This is a genomic window from Gemmatimonadota bacterium (assembly GCA_009692115.1).
Classification (GTDB): domain Bacteria; phylum Gemmatimonadota; class Gemmatimonadetes; order Gemmatimonadales; family GWC2-71-9; genus SHZU01.
In genome coordinates this window covers 1-23,221 of the sequence record SHZU01000016.1, presented here as the reverse complement: position 1 = coordinate 23,221, position 23,221 = coordinate 1, and the positions used below count along the sequence as shown (strand labels likewise).

At 66.2% G+C, this 23,221-nt stretch carries 14 protein-coding genes, 1 pseudogene and 1 riboswitch; of the genes and pseudogenes, 8 read left to right on the top strand and 7 right to left on the bottom strand.

Annotated features, from left to right (window positions below; all coding sequences use genetic code 11):
• Positions 1-364 precede the first annotated feature (364 nt).
• Positions 365-3,610 carry a protease gene (locus EXR94_14160; GenBank protein ID MSR03858.1) on the top strand — a complete coding sequence of 1,082 codons (3,246 nt, stop codon included), beginning with the start codon at positions 365-367 and terminating at the stop codon, positions 3,608-3,610.
• 74 nt (positions 3,611-3,684) lie between these two features.
• Here the strand turns inward: EXR94_14160 and EXR94_14155 are convergent, their stop codons facing one another.
• Positions 3,685-6,201, bottom strand: coding sequence for an FtsX-like permease family protein (locus EXR94_14155; protein MSR03857.1), 2,517 nt, complete (start codon positions 6,199-6,201; stop codon positions 3,685-3,687).
• 31 nt (positions 6,202-6,232) lie between these two features.
• A complete protein-coding gene (locus EXR94_14150) occupies positions 6,233-7,870 on the bottom strand; it encodes a DUF885 family protein (protein ID MSR03856.1) in 1,638 nt (545 codons plus the stop codon).
• 66 nt (positions 7,871-7,936) lie between these two features.
• Between EXR94_14150 and EXR94_14145 the strand changes: the two genes are divergently transcribed.
• Entirely contained in the window at positions 7,937-10,102 is a 2,166-nt protein-coding gene (locus tag EXR94_14145; GenBank protein ID MSR03855.1) for a S9 family peptidase, read from the top strand.
• Here the strand turns inward: EXR94_14145 and EXR94_14140 are convergent.
• From EXR94_14140 to EXR94_14125, 4 genes are all read right to left on the bottom strand, one after another.
• Entirely contained in the window at positions 10,099-10,509 is a 411-nt protein-coding gene (locus EXR94_14140) for a hypothetical protein (GenBank protein ID MSR03854.1), read from the bottom strand. The two genes, EXR94_14145 and EXR94_14140, sit on opposite strands and share 4 nt — an antisense overlap.
• A 99-nt stretch (positions 10,510-10,608) precedes the next feature.
• A complete protein-coding gene (locus EXR94_14135; GenBank protein ID MSR03853.1) occupies positions 10,609-11,100 on the bottom strand; it encodes a DUF126 domain-containing protein in 492 nt (163 codons plus the stop codon).
• Entirely contained in the window at positions 11,088-12,353 is a 1,266-nt protein-coding gene (locus EXR94_14130) for a DUF521 domain-containing protein (protein MSR03852.1), read from the bottom strand. Before EXR94_14130 ends, EXR94_14135 begins: the two co-directional genes overlap by 13 nt.
• Positions 12,350-13,291, bottom strand: a complete 942-nt coding sequence (locus EXR94_14125) for a hypothetical protein (protein ID MSR03851.1) — start codon at positions 13,289-13,291, stop codon at positions 12,350-12,352. The genes EXR94_14130 and EXR94_14125 overlap by 4 nt, the downstream gene beginning before the upstream one ends.
• A gap of 66 nt (positions 13,292-13,357) precedes the next feature.
• On the opposite strand from EXR94_14125, the gene EXR94_14120 reads away from it, so the two are divergent.
• From EXR94_14120 to EXR94_14105, 4 genes are all read left to right on the top strand, one after another.
• Positions 13,358-14,896, top strand: a complete 1,539-nt coding sequence (locus EXR94_14120) for a serine hydrolase (protein MSR03850.1) — start codon at positions 13,358-13,360, stop codon at positions 14,894-14,896.
• Position 14,897: 1 nt separating this feature from the next.
• Positions 14,898-16,103: a pyridoxal phosphate-dependent aminotransferase gene (locus tag EXR94_14115; GenBank protein ID MSR03849.1), complete on the top strand. Its 1,206-nt coding sequence runs from the start codon at positions 14,898-14,900 to the stop codon at positions 16,101-16,103.
• A gap of 84 nt (positions 16,104-16,187) precedes the next feature.
• Positions 16,188-18,416: a TonB-dependent receptor gene (locus tag EXR94_14110; protein MSR03848.1), complete on the top strand. Its 2,229-nt coding sequence runs from the start codon at positions 16,188-16,190 to the stop codon at positions 18,414-18,416.
• A 40-nt stretch (positions 18,417-18,456) separates the two neighbouring features.
• Complete coding sequence (locus EXR94_14105) at positions 18,457-19,584, top strand: 2-oxo acid dehydrogenase subunit E2 (protein ID MSR03847.1); 1,128 nt, start codon at positions 18,457-18,459, stop codon at positions 19,582-19,584.
• Here the strand turns inward: EXR94_14105 and EXR94_14100 are convergent.
• A complete protein-coding gene (locus EXR94_14100) occupies positions 19,547-20,398 on the bottom strand; it encodes an alpha/beta hydrolase (protein MSR03846.1) in 852 nt (283 codons plus the stop codon). The two genes, EXR94_14105 and EXR94_14100, sit on opposite strands and share 38 nt — an antisense overlap.
• Before the next feature lie 49 nt (positions 20,399-20,447).
• A riboswitch (TPP riboswitch) is annotated at positions 20,448-20,546 on the top strand.
• On the opposite strand from EXR94_14100, the gene EXR94_14095 reads away from it, so the two are divergent.
• Together EXR94_14095 and EXR94_14090 are read left to right on the top strand one after the other, a co-directional pair.
• Positions 20,538-22,616, top strand: a complete 2,079-nt coding sequence (locus tag EXR94_14095) for a TonB-dependent receptor (protein ID MSR03845.1) — start codon at positions 20,538-20,540, stop codon at positions 22,614-22,616. (Overlaps the previous riboswitch by 9 nt.)
• Positions 22,617-22,735: 119 nt before the next feature.
• Positions 22,736-22,887 (top strand): annotated as a pseudogene (locus EXR94_14090) (subclass B3 metallo-beta-lactamase).
• Positions 22,888-23,221 lie beyond the last annotated feature (334 nt).

Here is a 23,221-nt window from a genome sequence, read left to right as displayed (position 1 = left end):
CGAAAGTGGCAGTTTAGCGTGCCGTGCCTGTTCTTCGCTCTGACCATCGGGGGAGTTGCCGAGTCACAGGGGCTTCCCACCGGACGCCCGGAGAAATGGGGTTTGCCCCTGCCGGGCTGTCTCGGATCGACTCCGCCATGCAGGCCTACGTCACCGAAGGCAAACTCCGGGGCCGCGGTCGACACCGAGCCGGCGGCAAAAATCGAGGGCCGGTCTTGGTGGCCGGCCAGCCAGGCCACGACGGCCACGGCCAGGATCGTACGAGTATTCATTGCGACTCCCAAAGGGCTCATTGCCCTACGAATCGGGCCAATCTATTACTTCAGGTCAGATCCAAGTCCTTCACCTCACTCCGGAAACATCGATGCGCTTTCGTAGCCTGCTCCTCGCCACCGTGGTCGCGTTATCGGCTCCTGCCGCCGCCCAAACTCTGCTGGTCCGGCAGCCCTCGATCAGTGAGAAACAGATCGCGTTTGCCTACGCCAACAACATCTGGATCGTGGACCGGACCGGCGGCGATGCCCGGCGACTCACCAGTTTCCAGGGTGAGACAGCCGACCCGAAGTTGTCGCCGGACGGACGGTGGGTGGCTTTTTCCGGGAAGTACGCTGGTACCGAGTCGGTGTACCTCGTTCCAGTCGAAGGTGGCGAGCCCAAGCGGCTGACGTGGCACCCCTCGAGGACGTGGGTCATCGGCTGGACCCCCGACAGCCGCCGGGTCGTCTTCGTCTCGAACCGGGCGTCGGCGACGTTATACACCAAACCGTGGACCGTGTCGATCGATGGCGGGCCCGAACTCGCCCTGCTGGTGCCGCGCGCCTCGCAGGGTTCGCTGAGCCCCGACGGCAAGCGGATGGCGTATGTGATGCCCAACCTCTCCGACCCGGAGTGGCGGAACTACCGTGGAGGCCAAACCCGCCCGGTCTGGATCCAGAATCTCGAGACGCATGACCTTGAAACCCCGCCCTGGACCGAGAGCCGCGACGTCGAGCCGGTCTGGATCGGTGAAACGATCTACTTCCTGTCCGACCGCGACTACCTGATGAACATCTGGTCCTACCAGACCCGGACCAAGCAGCTAACCCAAGTCACCAAGTTCACCGACTACGACATCAAGACGTTGGCGGCGGGCGGTGGCGTGCTGGCCTTCGAGAAGGGCGGTCGGATCCACACCCTGGATCCAAAGACCGGCCAAAGCCAAGCGGTCAACATTACGGCCCGGGGCGATTTCCCCTGGCTCACGCCGCAGTGGAAGCCGGTAACCGGGCTGGTGTTCAATGCGGCCCTCTCGCCCACCGGCAAGCGCGCCGTCATCGAGGCCCGCGGCGATATCATCACGGTCCCGGCCGAAAAAGGCGACTGGCGGAATTTGACCGCGTCGTCGGGTAGCGCCGAGCGGAACCCGGCCTGGTCGGCGGACGGGAAGTGGATTTCGTGGTTCAGCGACAAGAGCGGTGAGTATCGGTTGGTCATCGCACCGGCCGACCGGAGTGCCCCGCCCAGGGAAATCGACCTCCCGACCCCGACGTTCCAATACACCCCGCAGTGGTCACCCGACTCGAAGAAGTTGTTGTTCACCGACACGGGCCTCAAACTGTGGGTCGTCGACATCGCGACGGCCAAGGCCACCCACCTCGACACCGACAACTACATGGTGCCCGAGCGGTCGATGAATCCGTCGTGGAGCCCCGATTCGAAGTGGATCACCTACACCAAACGGCTGGTAACCCAACTGCATTCGGTGTTCGTCGCCGAGGTCGCGACCGGCAAGGTTTCCCAAGTAACCGACGGGATGGCCGACGCGACCTGGCCGGCCTGGGACGCCTCGGGCAAGTATCTCTATTTCCTGGCCTCGACCGACTTCGGCCTCAACACCGAGTGGCTCGAGATGCAGTCCTATCAGCGGCCGGTGACCCACGCGGTCTACCTCGCGGTGCTCAAGAAGGGCGAGCCCTCGCCGCTCCTCCCGGAAAGTGACGACGAAAAAGCCGCCGACACCACTAAGGCCAAGCCCGACACCTCGAAGGTCGTGACGATCGACTTCGACGGACTCTCGAGCCGGATCGTTGCGGTCGGCGCTGCCCTCCGGAACTATTCCGGACTCCGGGCGGGCGCGGCGGGCACCATATTCTTTCTGGAGGACATCCCGGCCACCGGCGCCACGGCGGGCCCGTCGCCGGCCAACACGCTCCACCGGTTCCAACTCTCCGACCGGAAGACCATCCCGTTTTCGACGGCGGTCCGCGACTATCGCGTTTCGGCGGATGGGAAAAAGCTGCTCGTTCAGAACGCCACCGGCGGCTGGCAGATCGTCGACGCCGACAAGGGCCCGCCGGCGCCGGGCGCGGGCGCCGTCAATCTGGCCTCGGTGCAGATCATGGTCGATCCACGGGCCGAGTTCCGGCAGATGTTCGACGAAGGTTGGCGGTTCCAGCGCGACTTCCTCTACGTCCCGAACCTGCACGGCGCCGACTACGTCAAGACGAAGGCCCTCTACAACGCGATGGCCGACGACGTTCGGCACCGGTCGGATTTGGTGTACTTGCAGGACATGATGGGCGGCGAAGTCGCGGTCGGACACTCGTTCGTCTTCCCCGGCGACCTGCCCGCGGTACCGACCGTCAACAACGGCCTCCTCGGCGCCGACTACGACATCGAAGGCGGCCGGTACCGGATTACCAAGATCTACGCCGGCGAAAACTGGAACCCCAACCTGAAAGCCCCGCTCGGCGCGCCGGGCATCGATGTGAACGTCGGTGATTACCTCCTGGCCATCAACGGCACCGACGTGGCCGGGACCGACAACCTCCAGCGCTTGCTCGAAGGCACCGCCGGAAAGCAAACCACCCTGACCGTCAACACCCGGCCCGCGCCCGATGGGGCGCGTCGGGTCACCGTCGTACCGGTCGCGAGCGAATCACAACTCCGGCTCTTCGACTGGGTCGAGGGCAACCGCCGGAAGGTCGACCAGTTGTCGGGCGGCAAACTGGCGTACGTCTATCTGCCGAACACCGGCCAGGGCGGCTACACGTTCTTCAATCGGTACTACTACGCCCAGCAAGACCGCCAGGGCGTGATCCTCGACGAGCGATTCAACGGCGGCGGCTCGGTGGCCGACTACATCGTGGACATCGTCGCCCGCGACCTGCACGGATATTTCAACAACCCGGTCGGCGAGCGGCGCCCGTTCACGACGCCCGCCGCCGGCATTTGGGGACCCAAAGTCATGCTGATCAACGAGAGTGCCGGTTCGGGCGGCGACATGCTGCCGTTCATGTTCCGGCGGATGAAGATCGGGCCGTTGATCGGTACCAAGACCTGGGGCGGCCTGGTCGGGATCTGGGATACTCCGCCGTTGATTGACGGTGGCGGGATGTTGGCGCCGCGCGGCGGGTTCTTTGATCTGAGCGGCAAGTGGGCCATCGAAAACGAAGGCGTGGCGCCGGACATCGAAGTCGAAATGGCACCCAAGGCGGTGCTGGCTGGGCAAGACCCGCAACTGGAACGAGGCGTTCAGGAAGCGCTCCGGCTCTTGCGGGAGAAGCCCGTGGTGCTCAAGCCGGAACCGGCGCCGCCGATCCGGTCACGGCGGCCGGCCCCCCCGCGGTAAAATCGTCCCGAAGCGGCGGCCGTGGGTTCATCCCACGGCCGCCGGTGGCGGCGATGGCTCGACGGCGCGAGCCGTCAATCGCCACGGAGCACCGCGGTGAGGTCGGTATCCGCCGCGCGCCAGGCCGGGCCCACGGACGCCGCGAGCGCAACGATCGTGAGGATCAGCACTCCAACCCCGTAGGCCATCGGATCGCGCGGGCCGACGCCGAACACGAGACCCCGAGTGGCCTCGGCGCCAAGAAACGCCACCGCGAGGCCCACCACGAGCCCAATCCCGACCAGCCCGGCAACATCGCCCAGCACCATCAGGGCCACCCGCTGCCTCGTCGCCCCAAGCGCGAGGCGCACTCCGAGTTCTCGGCTTCGCTGACCGACCAGATATGAGATCACGGCATAGAGGCCGACGGAAACCAGCGCCAGCGCGGCGGCACCGAACCCGACGATCAGCCACGTCAGCAATCGTCGGGGAAGCTCCGAGGCCTGCCGGGCGCGGTCGAACGTTTGGATCGACGGTCCGGCGGCCCCGCGCGTCGCCAACTCGGGGTGGAGGCGGCGCATCGACGTCTCCAGCGTCGGAACGAGGCGGACCAGCGCGGCCGGCGATCCTCGGACCACGAGTTGGGTGTGCCGCCATGGGTTCCAGGTAAAGGGCACGTACACCATATCAGGCGAAGCAATCTCGGCGCCCCAATGGCGCACATCACCGACGACACCCACGATCCGGCCCTCGATCGGCTGACCGAAGTCGGCCCGGCCCATGACCGAGCGGAAGATCCCGATCCGTTGTCCGATCGGATCGCGCCCCGGCCAGAGCCGAGCAGCGAATCCTTCATTGACGATGAGGCTGCCATTTTCGGCGGCCAGATCGGCGTCCTCGAACAGGCGGCCCTTCCGAACCGGAATCCCGGCCGTTGTGAAGTAGTCCGGGTCGGTGGCGACGAACATGGCCGGGCGTCCGGCGGCGGCATCGGCGGCGTCTTCTTCCCCAACCAAGACTCGCGTCGGCATCGAGCCGGACACGAGCGGCGCGTGGCTCACCAGCCCGGTCGCGGTAATCCCCGGAATCGATTTGAACTCGAGCGCGAGTTGTCGATACAGGGCAACGAGGCGGGAGGGATCACCGTAATCCTCGACGTTCGGTTCGACTAGGGCGGTCGCGAGGCCGTCCGGCTCGAATCCGAGCGGAACTTCGAGGCTTCGGACCAGACTCTCCGTCACCAGACTCGCACCGATCGCCATGATGACCGCGAATGCGATCTGCACCACGACGAGCCCGCGCCGAAGCCGGTGGTGCGCCCGGTTCCCCGCCACCCGATGAGAGGACCCGGTTACCCGACCGACCGACCGGAGCGCCAACATGGTGGGAACCACGCCCACGAGCATCACGACCGTCATCACCAGTCCGAGCGTGGCCCAGATCAAGACCGGATCGAGTCCGATCTCCTCGGCCCGCGGGAGCAGCCCCCCGGCCCGGCGCCGGACCTCGGCGATCCCGGCGACACCCAGGACGCATCCCAGGAGCCCGCCCACCAAGGCCACGGCCGCGGTTTCGATGGCCACCAACCGAATCAACCGGCCGCGGCCGGCGCCTAACGCACCGCGCAACTCGAGCTCGGCGGCCCGGGCGGCTGTCCGGGCCACGGCCAGGTTGGCGAGATTCGCGATGGTGATGAGCAGGAGCAGCGCCAGGCCGGCCGCGACATACCGGAGCGGCTGCCGGGGATCGCCGAGCGCGGCCTGGCTGCTCTGCAGCGACTCGGTCAGCAGCGGCACCAGACGGACACCGCGAAAATCGCCCTGCTCGACCGGATAGCGGTCAGCCTGCCGCGCCGCCACGACCGCCATCGCGGCCCGGGCTTCCTCCGTCACCACACCATCCCGGAGCCGGCCCACCAGCCGGCCGTCCGCCCGAATTCCCCGCTGCTCGACGCTCCGGCGGACCGCGGGGGGCATCGCCTCAAACGGCATCCAGATCTCTGCCCACGTCGGATACCCGACTCCCCGCGGCATCACGCCGATGATCTCGACCGGCAGGGCGTCGACGGTGAGGACCCGGCCGACGACCGCGGGATCAGCTCCGAGCCGTTCCCGCCAGAACCGGTGGGTCACCACCGCGACGCGCTCGCCGGTGCCGGCCCCGAAAGCCCGGCCCAGCATCGGCGCCCGCCCCAAGAGCGGGAAGAACTCCGGCGACACCCATCCGATCAACAGCCGCTCGGTGGTCTCCCGGCTCGTCCACTGCGCCGCGTTGCCGCGAATGAACGCCATTTGGCGAAAGACGGAGGACTGCGCCTGCCACTCCCGGAACGTCGGATAGTCCGGCAGCCGCACCTGACCGCCCGGATTCTCCTCCGCCAGACTGAACAGCTGTTCCGGCTCGGGCAGCGGCAGCGGCCGGAGGACGACACCGCGGGCGATGCCGCCTAACACCAGGGTGGCCCCGACGCCGAGCGCGAGCAGGCCCAGGTTGGCCGCGGCGAACCCAGGGGAACGCCGGAGCCGGCGGCCGGCAACCCGCCAGTCGTCACCGAGACCGCCGAACCGGTCGCGCCATCCCCCGGCCCTGAGGCGGTCTAGCCACGGCGTCATCGGGCCTCCGCGCGAAGCACCCGGACCCGGTTCATGGCCGCCGGTTTCGATCGATCCGGGCAATCTCGTCCCGCGAGCCCAACAACTCCCAGCGCACCAGCGACAACGGGACGTTGCCGTTCTTCCAGACAAAATCGTGGAAGGCTCGGAGGTCGAACCGGTCACCCTGCTGCCGTTTCAGATCCGCCAGTATTCTGATGATCTGGAGCTTCCCGATCTGGTAGGTGATGGCCTGCCCAGGCCCCGCCGCAAAGCTCGCGGCCTCGTCGAGGGCCGTCTCCGGATCCATCGGCACGGTTCGCCGGAGGTAGTCGGCGGCTTCCGCGATCGTGAACTCGCCGGTTGCGAGCCGGACATCGACTTCCACCCGTAGGGCCCGAAGCCGCATGAAGTTGTAGATGATTTCCTTCGATCGGGGCCGATCGTCAAACAGACCCGCCTGGAGCATCATTTCTTCGGCGTAGAATCCGATGCCCTCGTTCGGCCCCGAGTCGTAGTAGTGCCGGCGAATCGGATTCTCGTGGGCCCACGACAACACCATCTGAAAGTAGTGACCGGGAATGCCCTCATGGACGATGATGCCCCGAGGATCTTTGGCCATCGAGCGCCCGAAGTACCCAAGGTCGGGCGATGGAGGCGGGATGTAGTGGACCCCATCTTGGTCGAGCCGAGACGGACCGGTCAGATCGTCGGGCACGCCGAGCCACGCCAGGGGTCCAAGGTACGCCGGCACCGGCACATTGAGGAAATGCTTCACCCACCCCGGCACGGTGAGCAACCGTTTGTCCTCGAGGTACCGGCGGACTCCCGCCTCGTCGGCGGCCTCCGCGGCGATGTTGGCCTCGATCGTCGGGAACAGCGGCAGTTCCGGGAGACCGGCGTTCCGCGCCTGCTCGAGCGATTCGAACGCCACCGACCGCTCCCACTCCTGGCGGCCCATAGCTAGCAACTCAGCCGGCGAAAACGGCACCAGCGCCACGCGGGACAGGAACCACCGATACTTTTCCGGACCCACCGCCGTCCGCACCGGCATCGTCGGCAGCCGACGGGTCAGCCCGCCGCGAAACCGCTCCAACGCCGCGATGGCCGAGTCGGGGGCGCCGCCCAAGCCGCCGACTGCCGCGGCCATCGCGGTCAGCTGATGCCGGACGTTGCCGAGCGACGCGATCGCGAGTTCCGCGAAGGGCTGGATCGCCTGGTCGAGGTTCGAGGCGCCTTGCTCGGCCACGCGGGGAATGTTGCGAAGCCGGAGCCGGAGCGCCTCGCGGCGGGCCGCGTCGAACGGCGGCGGCAGGACCAGAATTTCAAAGAGACTGCCGAGTGTCTGCTGGACGTAGAAATTCGGATCGCGCCGCCAGACCGGATTGACGTCGAGCTCCCAGCGAACCCGGGCCAGCGCCGAGCCGATCAGGCGATAGTCGACCTGATCCGGCACGGCCCAACCGGCGGTGTCGATCGCAGTCCACCGAGTCTCGAACCGGGCCAACACCAGCCGACGGTCGGCCACCGCTCCCTTCGACCAATCCGGCACCCATCCGGCCGGGCGGTGGATTCGGGGAATGTCGTCGGCGCTCGCCGGTTGGGTTTTGGCCCGCCAGGCCCAGAATTCACTCGCCAGCTTCTGGAGCCCGGCGGGCGGGTCGATCGCGCCGAGCACTGCGGCGCTCATCAGGAGTGTCGTAAGCATCGTGGCTTCAATTTGACGCCATGGCCCCTCTCGCGCCAAGCTTCAGGCATGCGAATCCTTGCCATCGTGCCCACCACGCTCCTTCTCGTGACTCCGGCCCTGATAGGCCAGGACCAGCCCCAGTTGACCGTCGACCGGTTGGTGTCGTCCGCGCCATCGCTGGCCGGCACGTCGCCGGTGGCGCCGGCCTGGTCGCCCGACAGCCGGTGGGTCGCATTTCTCTGGAACCACCAAGCCCGGCCGGGCCGGGATCTCTGGGTGGTGGCCCGAACCGGCGGGCAACCGATCCGTCTCAGCCGGAACGGCGCCGGCGATTTCGCCTGGGCGCCGGATGGGAAGACCCTGTTCTATTCGACCGGTGACGGGATCTGGCGGGTCGGGCCGTCCGGGGGCGAGGCCGTCAAGGTTGCCACGACTGACGGGAATCAGTCCGACCTCACCCTCTCGCCCGACGGGCAGACACTCGCGTTTCTCAGCCGGGGCGATCTCTGGTTCGTCCCGGTGGCCGGCGGGCGGCCCACCCAGATCACCCGGGTCGCGGTGGCGCCGCCAAGCACCGTGAGGCTCGGCACCTATTTCAAACCGGACGTCGAGATCGGCCGCTACGTCTGGGGCGGCGAGATGCCTCCGTATGCGTGGTCTCCCAATGGCCGGACCATCGCGGTCCAGATCGTCGACCGCCGGCACGTCCGCCAGGTACCGCTGCCGTACTACCTGAGCGAAGAGACCAGTCAGAATCTGCTCCGCCGCGGGTCCCCCGGCGATGTCAACGAAAGCCGGGCCATCAGCTTCCTCGACGTGGCCACCGGCACCATTCGGCCGCTCGACCTCCCGGATCCAACGTCGGTCCAGAACATCGGAATGGTGTGGTCGAGCCGGGGAAAGCTCCTGATCGACCGCGAATCGGATACCGCTGAAGACCGGTGGATCCGGATCGCCGATCCGGCCGATGCCTCGACCACCGTGGCCTGGCACGACCGGCGGGAGACCCGGATCTATAACGCCGTGACCGCCACGTGGGACGCCGACGGTACCCGGATCATCTTGGTCGGTGATCTCGATGATCGCTACCGGCTCTATTCGCTGGCACCCGGCAGCGACACCCCGACCGCGCTGACCCCGGCCACCTACGATGTCACCGGCGACCGCGGCGCGGTGACCCCGTTGGTCGACTCCGCCGGCCGGAGCATCTATTTCGTGGCCAATGAAGCCGGACCCGCGGAGCGGCACGTGTACCGGATCGGGAGGCAAGGCGGCGTTGCCCAGCGGATCACGACTCGGCCCGGGGTCCATCTTCCGGTACTCTCACCGGACGGCCTCATGCTCGCAGTCCTCCATAGCGACGACCGGAGCCCGACCGAGTTGTACCTGACCGACGCCCGCCGGCCCACGCCGGAGCGCCGAGTTACCCACTCGCCGCCGCCCGAATTCGCCACCTATCCCTGGGCCACGCCGCGCTACGTGTCGTTCAAGCACAAGACCGATCCGTTCACGGTGCACGCCAGGATCCTCGAGCCGCCGAACCTGGATCGGTCGCGGAAGTATCCCGTCATCTTCGGCCCGGTGTACTCCAATACGGTTCGGAATCATTGGAACGGGCTCTACGGCATGATGCAGCAACTCTTGGTGCAGCAGGGCTACGTCGTCGTCCAGGTCGATGTCCGGGGCAGCACTGGCTACGGGCGGGATTTTCGAGAGCGATTCCTGATGGACTGGGGCGGCGGCGATCTCGACGATCTCGAAAGCGCGGTCGACTACTTGAAGACTTTACCCTACGCCGATACCGACCGGATGGGCATCTGGGGATCGAGCTATGGCGGCACCCTGACCGTCTTCATGCTGTTCAAGAAGCCGGGCCTGTTCAAAGCGGGCGTGGCCGGTGCGCCAGCCACCAATCCGTTCTTCTTCGGAAGCGACGACGTGGCTATTGCCCGCCGGCCCAAGACCAACCCCGAAGCCTTCACCCGGGGCAACGCGCTCCACTACGCCAAGAGCTTGCAAGACCACTTGCTGATCATCCACGGGATGCAGGACGACGTGGTCCCGTTCAAAACATCCGTCGTCCTGGCCGACGAGCTGATGAAGCTGGGCAAGGACTTCGACTTTGCCTTTGCCCCGGCGGCCACCCACGGCTGGACCCAGCGGGAGTACTACGCCAAGTATTTACTGAAGAAACTGGTCGCTCACTTCAACCGCTACCTGCCACCCCGTTAACGAATCGTCCGGCTAACGATGGTGATCGGGTTGGGATAGGCGAGTGGCCCTAACGGCGTTTCGACGGTGGGCGAAGCCTTCAGGCTGATCTTGGTCGGATCGGGATTGAGCCCGGCCACCGCCGCCGCCAGGTCCACCATGTCCTGGGCGGGGCCGTTGAAGAACTGCACCAGGTTGACTCGCATCCGCATCGGCATGATGACCGGCTTTCCCGGTTCCATGACGACTGCGGTGTCGACCACACCGTTGATCGTTTCTTTGTCGTTGAGGTGTAGCGCCCACCCCAGCCGGATCATCTTGGCGGTGACCTTGTTCTCGGCTGGATTGAGGGCTTCCACGTTGACCAGAAAGTCGAGCGGCACGTCTTGGCGGGCCAACGCCACCGTGAGTTTGCCGTAGTCGAGCATCGAGAGCTTGGTGCCGGAAACGATCTTGCCGATACCGACCCCCGCCAGCCGGCCAGCGCGAAACCGACCTGCCGTAGTGCGGCCGACTATTGCAGCGAACTACAGCCGGCGGCGACCAGCGCGATGGCCGTCACCCAGAGCCAGAAGCGTTTCATCACTCGGAACCTTGCAGGTTGAACCCAACTCGATCCGGCCATCGGGAGACACAACCGCGATCGTCCCGGTCACCAGCAAGCCGAAGTCGGCGGCCGACACGGCCACCATCGGAATGCCCTTCCCGAACACTTCATCGGCGACGATCGAAGCCAAGGCCAAAAACCGATCCGGCCCGATCGTGATGATGGCCGCCGGTGCCGTGCCCGCCTTGGCCGCTTCGAGAAATACCGCCGAGGTCGTGCTCGAGCCGCGGGACGCGGGGAGCGCAAGTACCGAACCCGTCGCGATCCGGCCGGACAACGGATGACGCCGGTCGATGATCTCGCCGGTGAGCTGATCGTAGCCGCCCCAGAAGCTGAGCGCCTGGTCGGTTACCAACAACGGGCCCGATCCGGCACCCGCCACGATGACCTCGCCCTGGATTACGCGGCCCATAACGACTCGTCTCGGACCACCCGGCCCTGGATCGCCGATTCGACGCAATCGGCCAAGCTCCCAAACACCACCGCGGTCCGGAGCAGCCCAGGCGAGTAGTAGGCGTACTTAGCGGAATTGGTCATCAAGGTCTTGATCTCGGGACGAAGCATCGGTGTGGTCAAGACACAGGTGTCGACCGTGACCTTGCCGCCGAACGCCTCGAGCGGTTCGAGCAGACCGGCATCTTGGGCCAGGAGCGACATGATCCGGCTCGAGGTCACCAGAAACTCGACATTGGCGTGCCGCCGCCGGCCCACGAGCAGCGGCGCCAGTTGCCGAAACTCGGCCACCGAAAAGTGCGGGCTCCCGAGCACCACCATGTCGAGCGCCGCGCCCGCCGAGGTGGTCAACTCGGCCCGCGCCGCCCGGAGCCCATCCATCGTCACATCGAAGGTCCGCTCGGGGCTCGCTCCCCGGAACCCGGCCTCTTTGGTCGGCGCCTCGGGGGTTACCCCGATGATGTGAAGGAGCGCCACCGCCCCTGACGACGCAGTGGCCGCACACAGGGCCTTGAGCTGGTCCTCGGCCGGCACCACCGTCAACCCCTCGATCACCGGAATCCGCTCCCGGGTGATCTTGCCGATCAAGTGGCCCAAGACCGGATAGAAGGCGTCGTCCCGTTGGATCGACTCGGGAATATCGAGCAGCCGGAACAGGTCCTGGCCGCCGCGGTTGGCGTCGAGGTGGAGGCCGGCCTCCGGGACCCGCCCAGTGATGGCGGCGCAGATATCGAGCAGGTCGGGATAGCGCTCCGTCCTGGCTCCGATGACCGAGTTCGCGAAGCAGATCGCATTCGACTCGCCCCAGGCAATCTGCTGCCCGAACACCGGCCTGGCTTTGGTTTGATATGGGGCGCAGGTCCACGTCGGTGTGCACCCCATGGTCTGGTAGGCCACCATCTGGCGGTGGGCACTCGCGGCCCACGCCGGCGGCACCGGCCAGTCCTTCCAGCCGTGCTCATCGACCCCGCTCACGTTGAGCGACGACGGCACCGCCACTTTGGCGCCTAACGATGCCAGTCGCTCGGCGAACGCGAGCGTGGCATCGCCGATGTAGAGGCTGCTGTCGATATGGGCGCCGGTGATGTCCATCAGCCGTTCCACCCCGGTTACCCCAGCCATCCGGACCAGAATCGACATCGCGAGCCGGGCGCCGGGTCCGTGATCGCCCGCGAGCAGCGCCTGGTCCCGGGGCGACAACTCCAAGGTCATTTCCAAACCCGCCGGCACACCGATTCCCAATTCCCGCCCTGAATCCACCCGACCTGCTCGTCGGTGTACCCATGCTTCAGCATCAGGTCCGTCACTTGGGGAATGATGGCCGGACCGAGAAACAGCATCGGGTCCCAGGCGCCCTGTTCCTTGCCGGGCCATTCATCCGGCCGAGCCTCGATATAGGCCGCGAGGTGGTGGGCCTGATCGAGGTAGTCGAGCCCGAATCCGACGTGCCCCGGACCCACCAACTGGACCACGTGGTCGAGGTGGCGGAAGTACTGCTCGGCGGAGGCGCCGCCCAAGTAGAAGGCGGCGCCGGTAATCCCGATCACGCCGCCCCGTTCCGCGCAGAACTTGACCTGGTCGTCCTTCACGTTCCGGAAATGGGGGTGGATAGCATGACAGGCCAAGTGGCTGAAAATGACCGGCGCCTCCGACACCTCCATCATGTCGATGGTCGAGCGATACCCGGCATGGGCCCCGTCGACCAGCATCCCGACCCGGTTCATTTCATGCACCATCTTGACGCCGAACTTGGTGAGCCCGGTCTCGTGCCGGTCGGCGCCGCCCCCGCCGATCTCGCTGTTCAGGTTGAAGATCGGGTGGACGAACCGGACGCCGAGCTGGTAGTAGACCTCGATCATCGAAAGGTCGCGCTCCAGGCACCGGAATCCTTCCAGATGGATCCCCACCGCCAGCTTGCCCGCCAGCTTGGCCCGGGCGATGTCGTCAACCGAGTAGACCAAGACCGCATTCGGGTGCGCCGCGATGTCCGCCCGGCACCGGGCGATCCGCTTCATGGCCTCCTGAATGTTGTGCCGGTCGCCGGCCGGGTGCACCGAGATGAAGTCGACCCCGGCCGCCCGATAGCGGTCGAACAGGTTGGCCCCGTTGCCCATTTCGGGCTCGTAGATGAACACCATGTCCCAGATCATCTCACACCTCGCGTCGTTCACGGAATTGGGTACAATTAACCTAACTACCCTCTGCTTGGAGTCTCCATGGTACGTCGTGCTGGATCGTTGTGGTTAGTAGCCTCGGTTGTCGTCGTTTCAGCGGGAGCGGCGCAGCGGAAACCGCTGCCCAAGGTGCTCGATCAAGCCTTTGACGCGGCCATCGACTCGGTCCTCAAGGCCTGGAAAGTGCCCGGGCTCGGCATTGGCGTGGTCAAGGGCAACCGGATCGTCCTCCTCAAGGGTTACGGGTTCAAGAACCTCGAGGCGAAGATCCCGGTGACCCCGACCACGAAGTTCGCGATCGGCTCGGTCACGAAGTCGTTCGCGGTGACCGCGCTCGCCGCCCAGGCCGCGGCCGGCTTGTTCGACTGGGATGCCCCGGTCCGCCGCTACCTGCCCGACTTCCAGATGTTCGACGCCGCCGTGAGCGAGCGGATGACCCCCCGCGACTTGGTCGTCCACCGGTCGGGGCTCCCCCGTCACGACGTCATGTGGGGCGGCGGCACCTTTACCCGCGACGACCTCTACCAGCGGCTCCGCTACCTCGAGCCGACCCGTGACTTCCGGAGTGTCTGGCAGTACCAGAACCTGATGTACATGACCGCCGGATATCTCTCTGGAAAGCTCGACCAACTCCCCTGGGAAACCGTCGTCAAGAACCGGGTGTTCGAGCCCTTGGGGATGGCCACCGCCGACGCCTCCGTCAATGACCTTCAGCGGTCGGCGGATTACGCCTTTGGCTACGCCCGGCTTCCGAGCGATTCCGTCGTCAGGATCTCGTACCGGAACCTCGACGCCATCGGGCCGGCCGGCTCGATCAACGCCAACATTACGGAAATGCTCAAGTACGTCACCATGCACCTGGACCAGGGCCGGTTCGAGGGGCGGGAGATCATTCCGGCGGCCCAGGCCCGCCAAATGCAGGCACCCCAGATGGTCATCCCGGTTCCATCCACCCCGGGGCCGGGCGGCCTCGACCTGGGCCATGAGTCCTACGGGATGGGCTTCTTCGTCAATACCTACCGGGGACACAAGCTGGTCCATCACGGCGGCAACATCGACGGATTCTCGGCGGAAGTGAATTTTCTTCCCAACGATTCGATCGGGGTCGTGGTCCTGACCAACCTGAACGGGACCCCGACCCGTGATTTCATTCCCTACATGATCTACGACCGGCTCCTCGGTCTCGAGCCGATCAACTGGAGCGGGCGTTTCAAGGCCCAGGCCGACCGCGCCAAGGCCCGAGCCGATTCGGTTCGCGCCAAGGACGTGGCCAGCCGCGTGAGCGGCACCTCGCCCTCGCACCCTTTGGCCGACTATGCCGGCACTTACACCCATCCCGGGTACGGCGACATGACGGTCACCCTGGTCGACGGCAAGCTCAAGTTGGCCTATTCGAGTTTCAACCTCGGCATGGAGCACTGGCATTACGACGTATTTGAGGCCGAACCCAGGAGCGCGGCCAATCCGCTTCGGTGGCGGGTCCAGTTCCACATGGACGCCACCGGCGCGATCACCAGTCTTTCGTTGCCGATCGAACCGGCGTTGAAGCCCGCGTTTTTTGCCCGGCGCTCGGAGCGTTGAGATGAAGTATTCGGATTTGACGAAGCGGATCGCGGGGGAAGGGTCCGATGCGTGGCAGGTGCATGATGATGCGGTCGAGCGGATGGGGCGGGGCGAGGACATCATCCTGCTGTCGATTGGCGACCCTGATTTTGAGACGCCGGCGGCGATTCGGCAGGCGGCCAATGCGGCCCTGGCCGGCGGTCGGACCCATTACAGCCCGATCGGCGGGGAGCCTGCGCTTCGCCGGGCCATTGCGGCCGAGAGCAGCCGGACCCTTGGGGCGACCATCGACCCGGGACAGGTGACCGTGTTCCCCGGCGCCCAAGCGGCCTTGTTCGGGGTGGCTCAGTGTCTTTTCAACCCAGGCGACGAAGTCCTCGTCGCCGAGCCGACGTACGTGACCTACGAGGCCGTCCTCGGAACCCCCGGTGCCCGAATGGTCCAGGTGCCGCTTCGGCCGGATGACAACTTTGAGCTCAACCCCGACGCGTTGGCCCGGGCCGTCACGCCGAAAACCCGGGGCATCATCCTCAATTTCCCGCACAACCCGACCGGCGCCTGCCTAACGGCCAGCCAGGCCCTGGCGGTGGCGGAGCTCTGCCGGAAGCACGACCTCTGGTTCGTGTCGGACGAGGTCTACAGCGCGCTCTACTACACCGGCAAGCATCACGAGAGCCCGCTCAACCTGCCTGGGATGCTGGAACGGGGCATTCTGATTTCGAGCCTGTCGAAATCCCACGCGATGACCGGCTGGCGCTGCGGATGGGCGGTCACCCCGCCGGCCTTGGCCGGGCATCTCTCCAATCTGGCGCGGGCGATGTATTTCGGGGTGGCCCAATTCATCCAGGACGCGGCGGCGGTGGCCATCACGACCGGCGGCGCCGAACTGGAAACCATCCGCTCGTCCTACGAACGGCGGGCCCGGGTGATGATCGATGGGTTGTCGGGACTGGAAGGAATCAAGGTCCGGATGCCGGACGCGGGGATGTACCTCTTCGCCGACATTCGCGGCACGGGGCTCGACGGCAAACAGTTCGCCCGCGGCCTGCTCGACGCAACGGGCGTTTCAGTCACCCCCGGCGAAGGCTTCGGCCCAAGCGGGGCGGGCCACGTCCGCATTACTCTCGGAACCGGGGACGGGCATCTACGCGAGGCGTGCGCGCGGATCGTGAGGTTCGCAACGGCGATCGCTCCCAGGAAATTCGATTTGCTCGCCAAGTCATAAGTGGTTGACTTACCAAGATGCTGGCCTATGATTGGAGGTCGAAATATTATAGAATGAAACTCATTCTCAAGTATTGACTGGTTGATGAGACTTTCCTCCGCTGTCAGCGTCGCCACCGCCCTCTTCGCGGCCACCGCTGCTGCCCAACAACAACGCGACTCCACCGCCCACCGAGGCCGACAGCTCCCCACCGTTGAGGTCATCGGCGCTCCGGCCGCCCTGGTTGGGATTCCTGGGTCCGGGACGCTCGTGTCGGCCGGCTTGCTCAAGGCCATCAACCCCCGAGATGCCGGCCAGGCGCTCCGGGTGGTGCCCGGTCTGTTGGTTCGGGATGAGGAGGGCCTCGGGTTGCGGCCCAACATCGGCATCAGAGGCCTCAACCCGACTCGATCGGCCAAGGTGCTGCTGCTCGAGGACGGTATCCCGTTCACGATTGCGCCCTACGGCGACAACGCCACCTACTATCATCCGCCGATCGAGCGGTTCGACCGGATCGAAGTGCTCAAGGGTAGCGGCCAGATCCGGTACGGACCACAGACCATCGGCGGGGTCATCAACTACCTCACCCCGGCGCTCTCCCGAGAGTGGAAGGGGCTAATAACGACCACCATCGGCAACCGCGAGTATCTCAACCTCGCGGGCCGGGCTCAGGGGAGGGTTGGAGCCGCAGCGGTGGCCCTCCACGGACTGCGGAAAAGCGGGGCGGGTTCCGGCGACAACATTGGGTCGCGGCTCACCGACCTTAGCGCCAAGGTCGCGCTCCCCCTCGGTGCCAATCAATCGCTCACCTGGCGTGCCGACTACTACGCGGAGCGATCCCAGGTGACCTACTCCGGCCTCACCGAAGCGGAGTTCGCCGCGAACCCGCGCCAGAACCCGTTCGGCAACGACTCCATGTTCCTGGACCGATGGGCCACCGACCTGACCCACCGCCTGGCGATCGGCGACCGGATCAGCCTCTCGACCACCGCCTACGCCTACCTGGTCTCGCGCGATTGGTGGCGCCAATCCAGCAACTCGGGCCAGCGGCCCAACGACGCGGCCGATCCCCGCTGCGGCGGGCTCGCCAACCTCTCGACGACCTGCGGCAACGAAGGCCGGCTTCGCGATTACCACGTGGGGGCGGTTGAGCCCCGGCTCAAAGCCCAATACCACCTCGGTCCGATCCCTGTTGTGGCCGAGCTCGGCGTCCGGCTCCACGCCGAACAACAGATTCGCCGCCAGGTCAATGGCGGGTCGCCTAACGCGCGTCAACCGGGACCCGCTGGCGATCCCAATGCCGGCCTCAAGGAAGACAACCTCCGGAGCAATCTCGCCCTCTCGGCCTACCTGCAGCATCAATTCCAGTTCGGGCGGGTCGGCCTCACTCCGGGCCTTCGGTTCGAGCAGGTGCGTTTCCGGAGAGCCAATCGGCTGGTCGGTCCCGCCCTGGCCGACACGGCCATCGGCAAAACCTCACTCACGACCACCATCCCGGGTATCGGGGTGACCTGGCTTCCGGACGATCGCCTGACGTTGTTTGCCGGGGTCCATCGCGGTTTCTCGCCGCCCCGAACCGAGGATATTCTCGACAACTCCGGCCAGACGGTCGACATCGACACTGAATCAAGCTGGAACTACGAGCTCGGTGTGCGGGCTAGACTCGGAGAGGCCGGGGCGTTCGAAGCCACCTATTTCCGGATGGATTTCAGCAACCAGGTCGTGCCATCGAGCGTCGCGGGCGGAGCCGGGGCCGCGCTCACCAGTGCCGGCGCCACCCGCCACGCGGGACTCGAGTTCGCCGTCAACGTCAACCTCTCCCCGATTGCCCGCACCAGGACGCCGATCGACCTCGGTGCGACCTACACGTACCTAGCGACCGCCCGTTATCACGGTCCCCGGTTCGTGTTCGTCGGCAACACCGCGAGCGACGGGATAGGAAGGGTCTTTGTCGGCCAAAATGCCGCCCAGACTCGCGACCGGGTCCCCGTGACCGGCAACCGCCTTCCCTATGCCGCCACCCATCTCGCTTCCGCCTGGGGATCGATTGAGCCTCGGGGTGGGACCCGGGTTCGGGGTGACGTGATCATCACCAGCGCCATGTTCGCCGATCCCCTCAATACCACCGTGCTGAGTCCGGATGGGCAGCAGGGGCCCCTCGCCCGATCGACAATCTGGAACCTCGGCCTCTGGCAGGAGATCCCGGCGATCGGGGTGGAACTCTCGGTGGCGATCAAGAATCTCTTCGACCGGCTTTACGTCGTCGACCGAAGCCGCGGACTCCTGCCGGGACCGGCGCGGACCGTGACTCTTGGCGTCTCCCGGGCGTTCTAGCGGGATCGACCAGTCGACTCGGCGAGGTTAGAATGAACCGATGACTGCCCTGACCGATATCCTGCTCCCGCCCGACCAGACCGAAGGCACCACCAACACCGTCGGCAAATGGTTCAAATCCGTCGGCGACGCCGTCTCCGCCAATGACCCCCTCCTCGAGATCACCACCGACAAAGTGACCGTCGAAATCGCCGCCCCGCACGACGGCGTCCTGGCCGAAATCCTGAAACCCGAAGGCGAAGCGGTCGAGCCCGGAGAACCAGTGGGACGGCTGAGGGCCCGGCACTCGGCGCTCGGCGCTCGGCACTCGGAAGCGGCCGCGCCCGCGCCCCCTCCGCCGAGCGCCGAGACCCGAGGGCTGAGTGCCGAGGATCTGAGCCCGGCGGTAAGGCGGCTCCTCAAGGAACGGGGAATTGATCCGGGGACCATCACGGGGACTGGGCGCGGGGGACGGATTACGGTCGAGGATGTGGAGGCGGTGGGGCCGGCGACGGTGGCGGCTTCCGGCAGCCGGATGGTGCCGCACTCGGCCATGCGGAAGAGCATTGCGGCGCATCTCAGCCAGAGCATGGCGGCGGCGCCGCACGTCACCACGATCTTCGAGGCCGACTTGAGCGCGGTGTTGGCGCATCGGGCGGCTACCGACAAGGCGGCCACGTTCACGGCGTACTTCGTTCAGGCCACGGTGGCAGCGCTCCGAGCCGTGCCCGAGGTCAATAGCCGATGGCATGATCAGGCGCTCGAGCTGTTCGAGGACTGCAACATCGGGATCGGAACGGCGCTCAAGGACGGCGGGTTGATCGTGCCGGTCATCCAGCGGGCGGAGACCCTCAACCTGGTCGAGACGGCCGGGCGGCTGGCCGACCTGACCGCCCGGGCGCGCTCGGGGGGCCTAACGCCGAAGGACGTCCAAGGCGGCACCTTCACGATTTCGAATCATGGGGTGAGCGGGAGCCTGGTGGCCACACCGATCATCATCAACCGGCCCCAGTCGGCCATTCTGGGCATCGGCAAGATCGAGAAGCGGGCCGTGGTCGTCGAGGGCGACCGGATCGTGGCCAAACCGAAGATTTACGTGACGCTGACCATTGACCATCGGGTCTTAGACGGGTTTCAGGCCAACGCGTTCCTCACGAAGTGGGTCGAGACGATCGAATCCAGTTGGTGATCAGTTCGGCCGTCCGGGCCGGAGCCGTCAGGGGAAACAGGTGGCCGAAACCCGGGAGGTCCATGATGGTGGCGGAGGGACGGATCTCGTGGAACCGCTCGGCGGCGGCGGGCGTGAACGTATCGGTGGTCCCACCCCGAATCAGCAGCACCGGGAGCGACGGCTCGAGCCGGCCGATTTCGCGCCAAGCATCCCGATAGAGCCCTTCGTAGTAGTGGGCTTCCCAATCCGGCTGCCATACTAGTGTGAGCCCGGCCCCGTCGTCCGCGGGCCGGAGTCCCCCGCGGACGTAGTGCCAGAGTGACGCATCCGGCCAATCCCGGAACAGGGGCCGCGGCCGCCAGTAGTCGAATGCCTCCTGCTCCGAGGCAAACTCCGCCCGCCGAAATCGGGCCCGGGTGGCAAGCATATGCCGTGGCACCCCTTCTTCGTCGGGATGATAGATCGAGTCGACGTGGGCCGGGAGCAGTAACGTCGGGTCAAGCAGTACGAGCCCGCTGAACCGGCCTGGCCGTCGAGCGGCGGCCACCAGCGAGGCCACCGCCCCGAACGAATGGCCCACCGCGATGACATCCCGAAGATCGTGTTCCACGATACCGGCCGCGAGTTCTTCGCCCACGGACTCCCAACTCCCTGGCCCTTCGGGGGCGGGGCCGGCATTGGGCCACAACCCGCGAGGCGGGATGCCGACGACCCGGAATCGAGCGAGCCACGGTTCGAGCAGGGGCCGATAGACACCGAGCGGGAAGCTGTTGGCGGGAGCAAGGTGGAGGAGCGGGCCGGCCCCACCGAGTTCGACGAGCGGTCGTGACATGGGGCGTGGAACCTAGCGCGGCGGGGCTGACGGCACTATCCCTTCATTCACGAGCCGCCAGGGGTACTCCGCAGAGTGCGGGGTTGAGAAAGTCTCTTGGAACCTGACCCGGTCAACACCGGCGTAGGGAGTGCGGCGAGTGTCGTTGCCGCCGCGTTGGGCCACGCCACCCGCTCGCTGGGTTGCGTGGCTTTTTCACGTGAGGGATCCGACTGTGTTCTACCTGATTCCACTCTTGCTACTGCAAGACACCCTGCCCCTCGCCAAGCGCCGCGATACCTTGGAGACGGTGGTCGTGCGGGCCACCCGCGCCGGGAGTGCCCCGCCGACGTCGCAGACCACCCTCGACCGCGCCACCATCGAGCGAAGCTACGCCGGCCAAGATGCACCGCTGGCGCTCCAAGGCCTCACGGGTGTTACGGTCACCTCCGACGCCGGCGGTTTTTCCGGCTACAGTGCGATCCGGCTCCGGGGCATCGATCAGACCCGGTTGACGATTTCGCTCGATGGGGTCCCGCTCAACGACCCCGAGGACCAAGTCCTCTATTTCTCGAACGTGCCCGACTTCATGAACTCGATCCAGTCGGTCCGGATTCAGCGCGGCGTCGGCTCGAGCGGTTTCGGGACGGCGTCGTACGCGGGGTCGCTCAACTTCGAATCGATTCCGATCGCGGCCACTCGCCCGTTCGGCGAACTCCAGCTGACTTCCGGCTCCTGGGGCACCAAGCGCGTCAGCGCCGAGGGGGCCACCGGATTCCGCCGGGGCTTTGCCGCCTATGGCCGGCTCTCGGGACAGGAAACCGACGGGTACCGCGAGCACTCCGGCAACCGCGCCCGGTCGGGGTTCCTGAGCGCCGGCTGGTTCGGAACTCGCGACGCGCTCAAGTTCACCGGCTTTGCGGGACGTTCGCGAACCCAACTCGCCTACTATGCGCCGTCCGAGGCCGAGCTCGCGGTCAATCCGCGGGTCAACCCGATGTCGCCGGATGAGAGGGACGACTTCCATCAGGAGATGGCGAGCGTCCAGTACACCCGGGAGCTGGCCCGGTCGGCAACGGTGACCACGACCGCGTATCGGAACAGCGCCGCCGGGAACTACGACGTGGTTGTTGGCTCCGATCTCTGGAATTTCAATCTCGGCCATGTCTGGTACGGCCTGTTGTCGACCGTGGCGTGGAAGACCCGCGAGGTAGCCTTTTCGGCCGGCGTCCACGCGAGCCGCTACCAACGCGATCATTTCTTGTTCGTACGCCCCGATCTGGTCAGGCGCGCCTATGACAACACCGGATTCAAGCAGGACCAAAGCGCCTTCCTCAAGGCAACCTGGACTCGGGGCGCCTGGGACTGGCACGGTGACCTTCAAATCCGCCGGGCCGCGTTTCGGTACCGGCCGACGCCGGGGTCGACCTTCGGCGAGCCCATGATCGATTGGGTCTTCGTCAGTCCCAAGCTTGGCGTCACCTGGCGGGCCCGGCCCGACCTGTCGGTGTATGCCTCGATGGGAAGGACCGGACGGGAGCCGACCCGGAGCGACCTCTTTGCCGGCGCAGACGACCTCGACGCCGGGGCCGCGGCCGAGCTGTTACCGCTCGATCAGGTGCGGCCCGAGTCGGTCACCGACATCGAGGCCGGCCTCCGATGGGCTCCGGGGGCCTTTGCCTTGAACGCCAATCTGTTTGTGATGCGGTTCCGGAATGAGATCGCCCCGATCGGCGCGATCTCGATTACCGGGAGTCAACTCAGGCGGAACGTGGACCGGAGCAGCCGGGTCGGTCTCGAACTCGAAGGCGAGTGGCGGCTCCGGCCGGCCCTGACGATCACCGGGAACGCGATGTGGATGCGAGCCCGGATCGCCGCGTACACCGACGCGGCGACCGGGGTGACCTACCGCCACGTCCCGCCCCTGCTTTCACCAGCGGTGCTCGCGAATCTCCACGGCGTTTGGCGAGTTCGCGACCGCATCGCGGTGACGGCTCGCGTCCGGCACTCGGGGCGGGCATTCCTCGCCAACGACGGCAATCCGGCCCTCACGGCCCCGGCCTTCACCCTGTTCGAAGGAGGTGGGTCCGTGGCCTTGGGCCGGTACTCGATCAGGGTCCAGGCCGAGAATCTGTTCAATGGACGAGCCTACGCCAGTGGCTACACCGACGGGTCCACGCGATATTTCTTCCCGGTGGCCCCACGGACCATCGTGGGGTCCCTGGTCCTGACATTCTAGCCGAGTCGAATATGTCGATGCCCATCGTGCGAGCAACGCCCACCGTCGCGGCCGTCCTGCTGGCCCTGGCGGTTGGGCCGGGCCCGGCGGCGGCCCAGAACAACCCGGCATGGACGCCGCCGTTTCCACCGCTCCGAATCGCCGAGAACCTCTACTATATCTGGAGCAAGGGCCTCGCTACCTGATCACGCCGCCCAAGGGTCACATTCTGATCAACAGTGACCTCGAGGCGAACGTGCCGATGATCCGGGCCAGTATCGAGGCACTCGGCTGATTCGACGACGCCGCTGCTACGCCGCGTGGATGGCCACAGTCGAGGTTAGCTAACCGCGGCGCCGACCTCACGTCATTACCGCTGCGCCGATGCCACATGCAACTTGAGCTACTACGGGGGCCCACCAGTACTCACCGACACACGCCTTGAAGTCATCCCAGAATGAAGTCTCCGCTGGCACATCGCCTGAAGCGCCGACTACTAGTAGCATGCCCGTAGCACTTTGTTTCAATACAGTCGCCTTCCTCGGCCGCTTGTCCGCGAGCTGTGCCCGGTACCGGCTGACTCGCTCGACAAGTTGCGGGTATGGCCTAAGCTCAGCCTCATTACT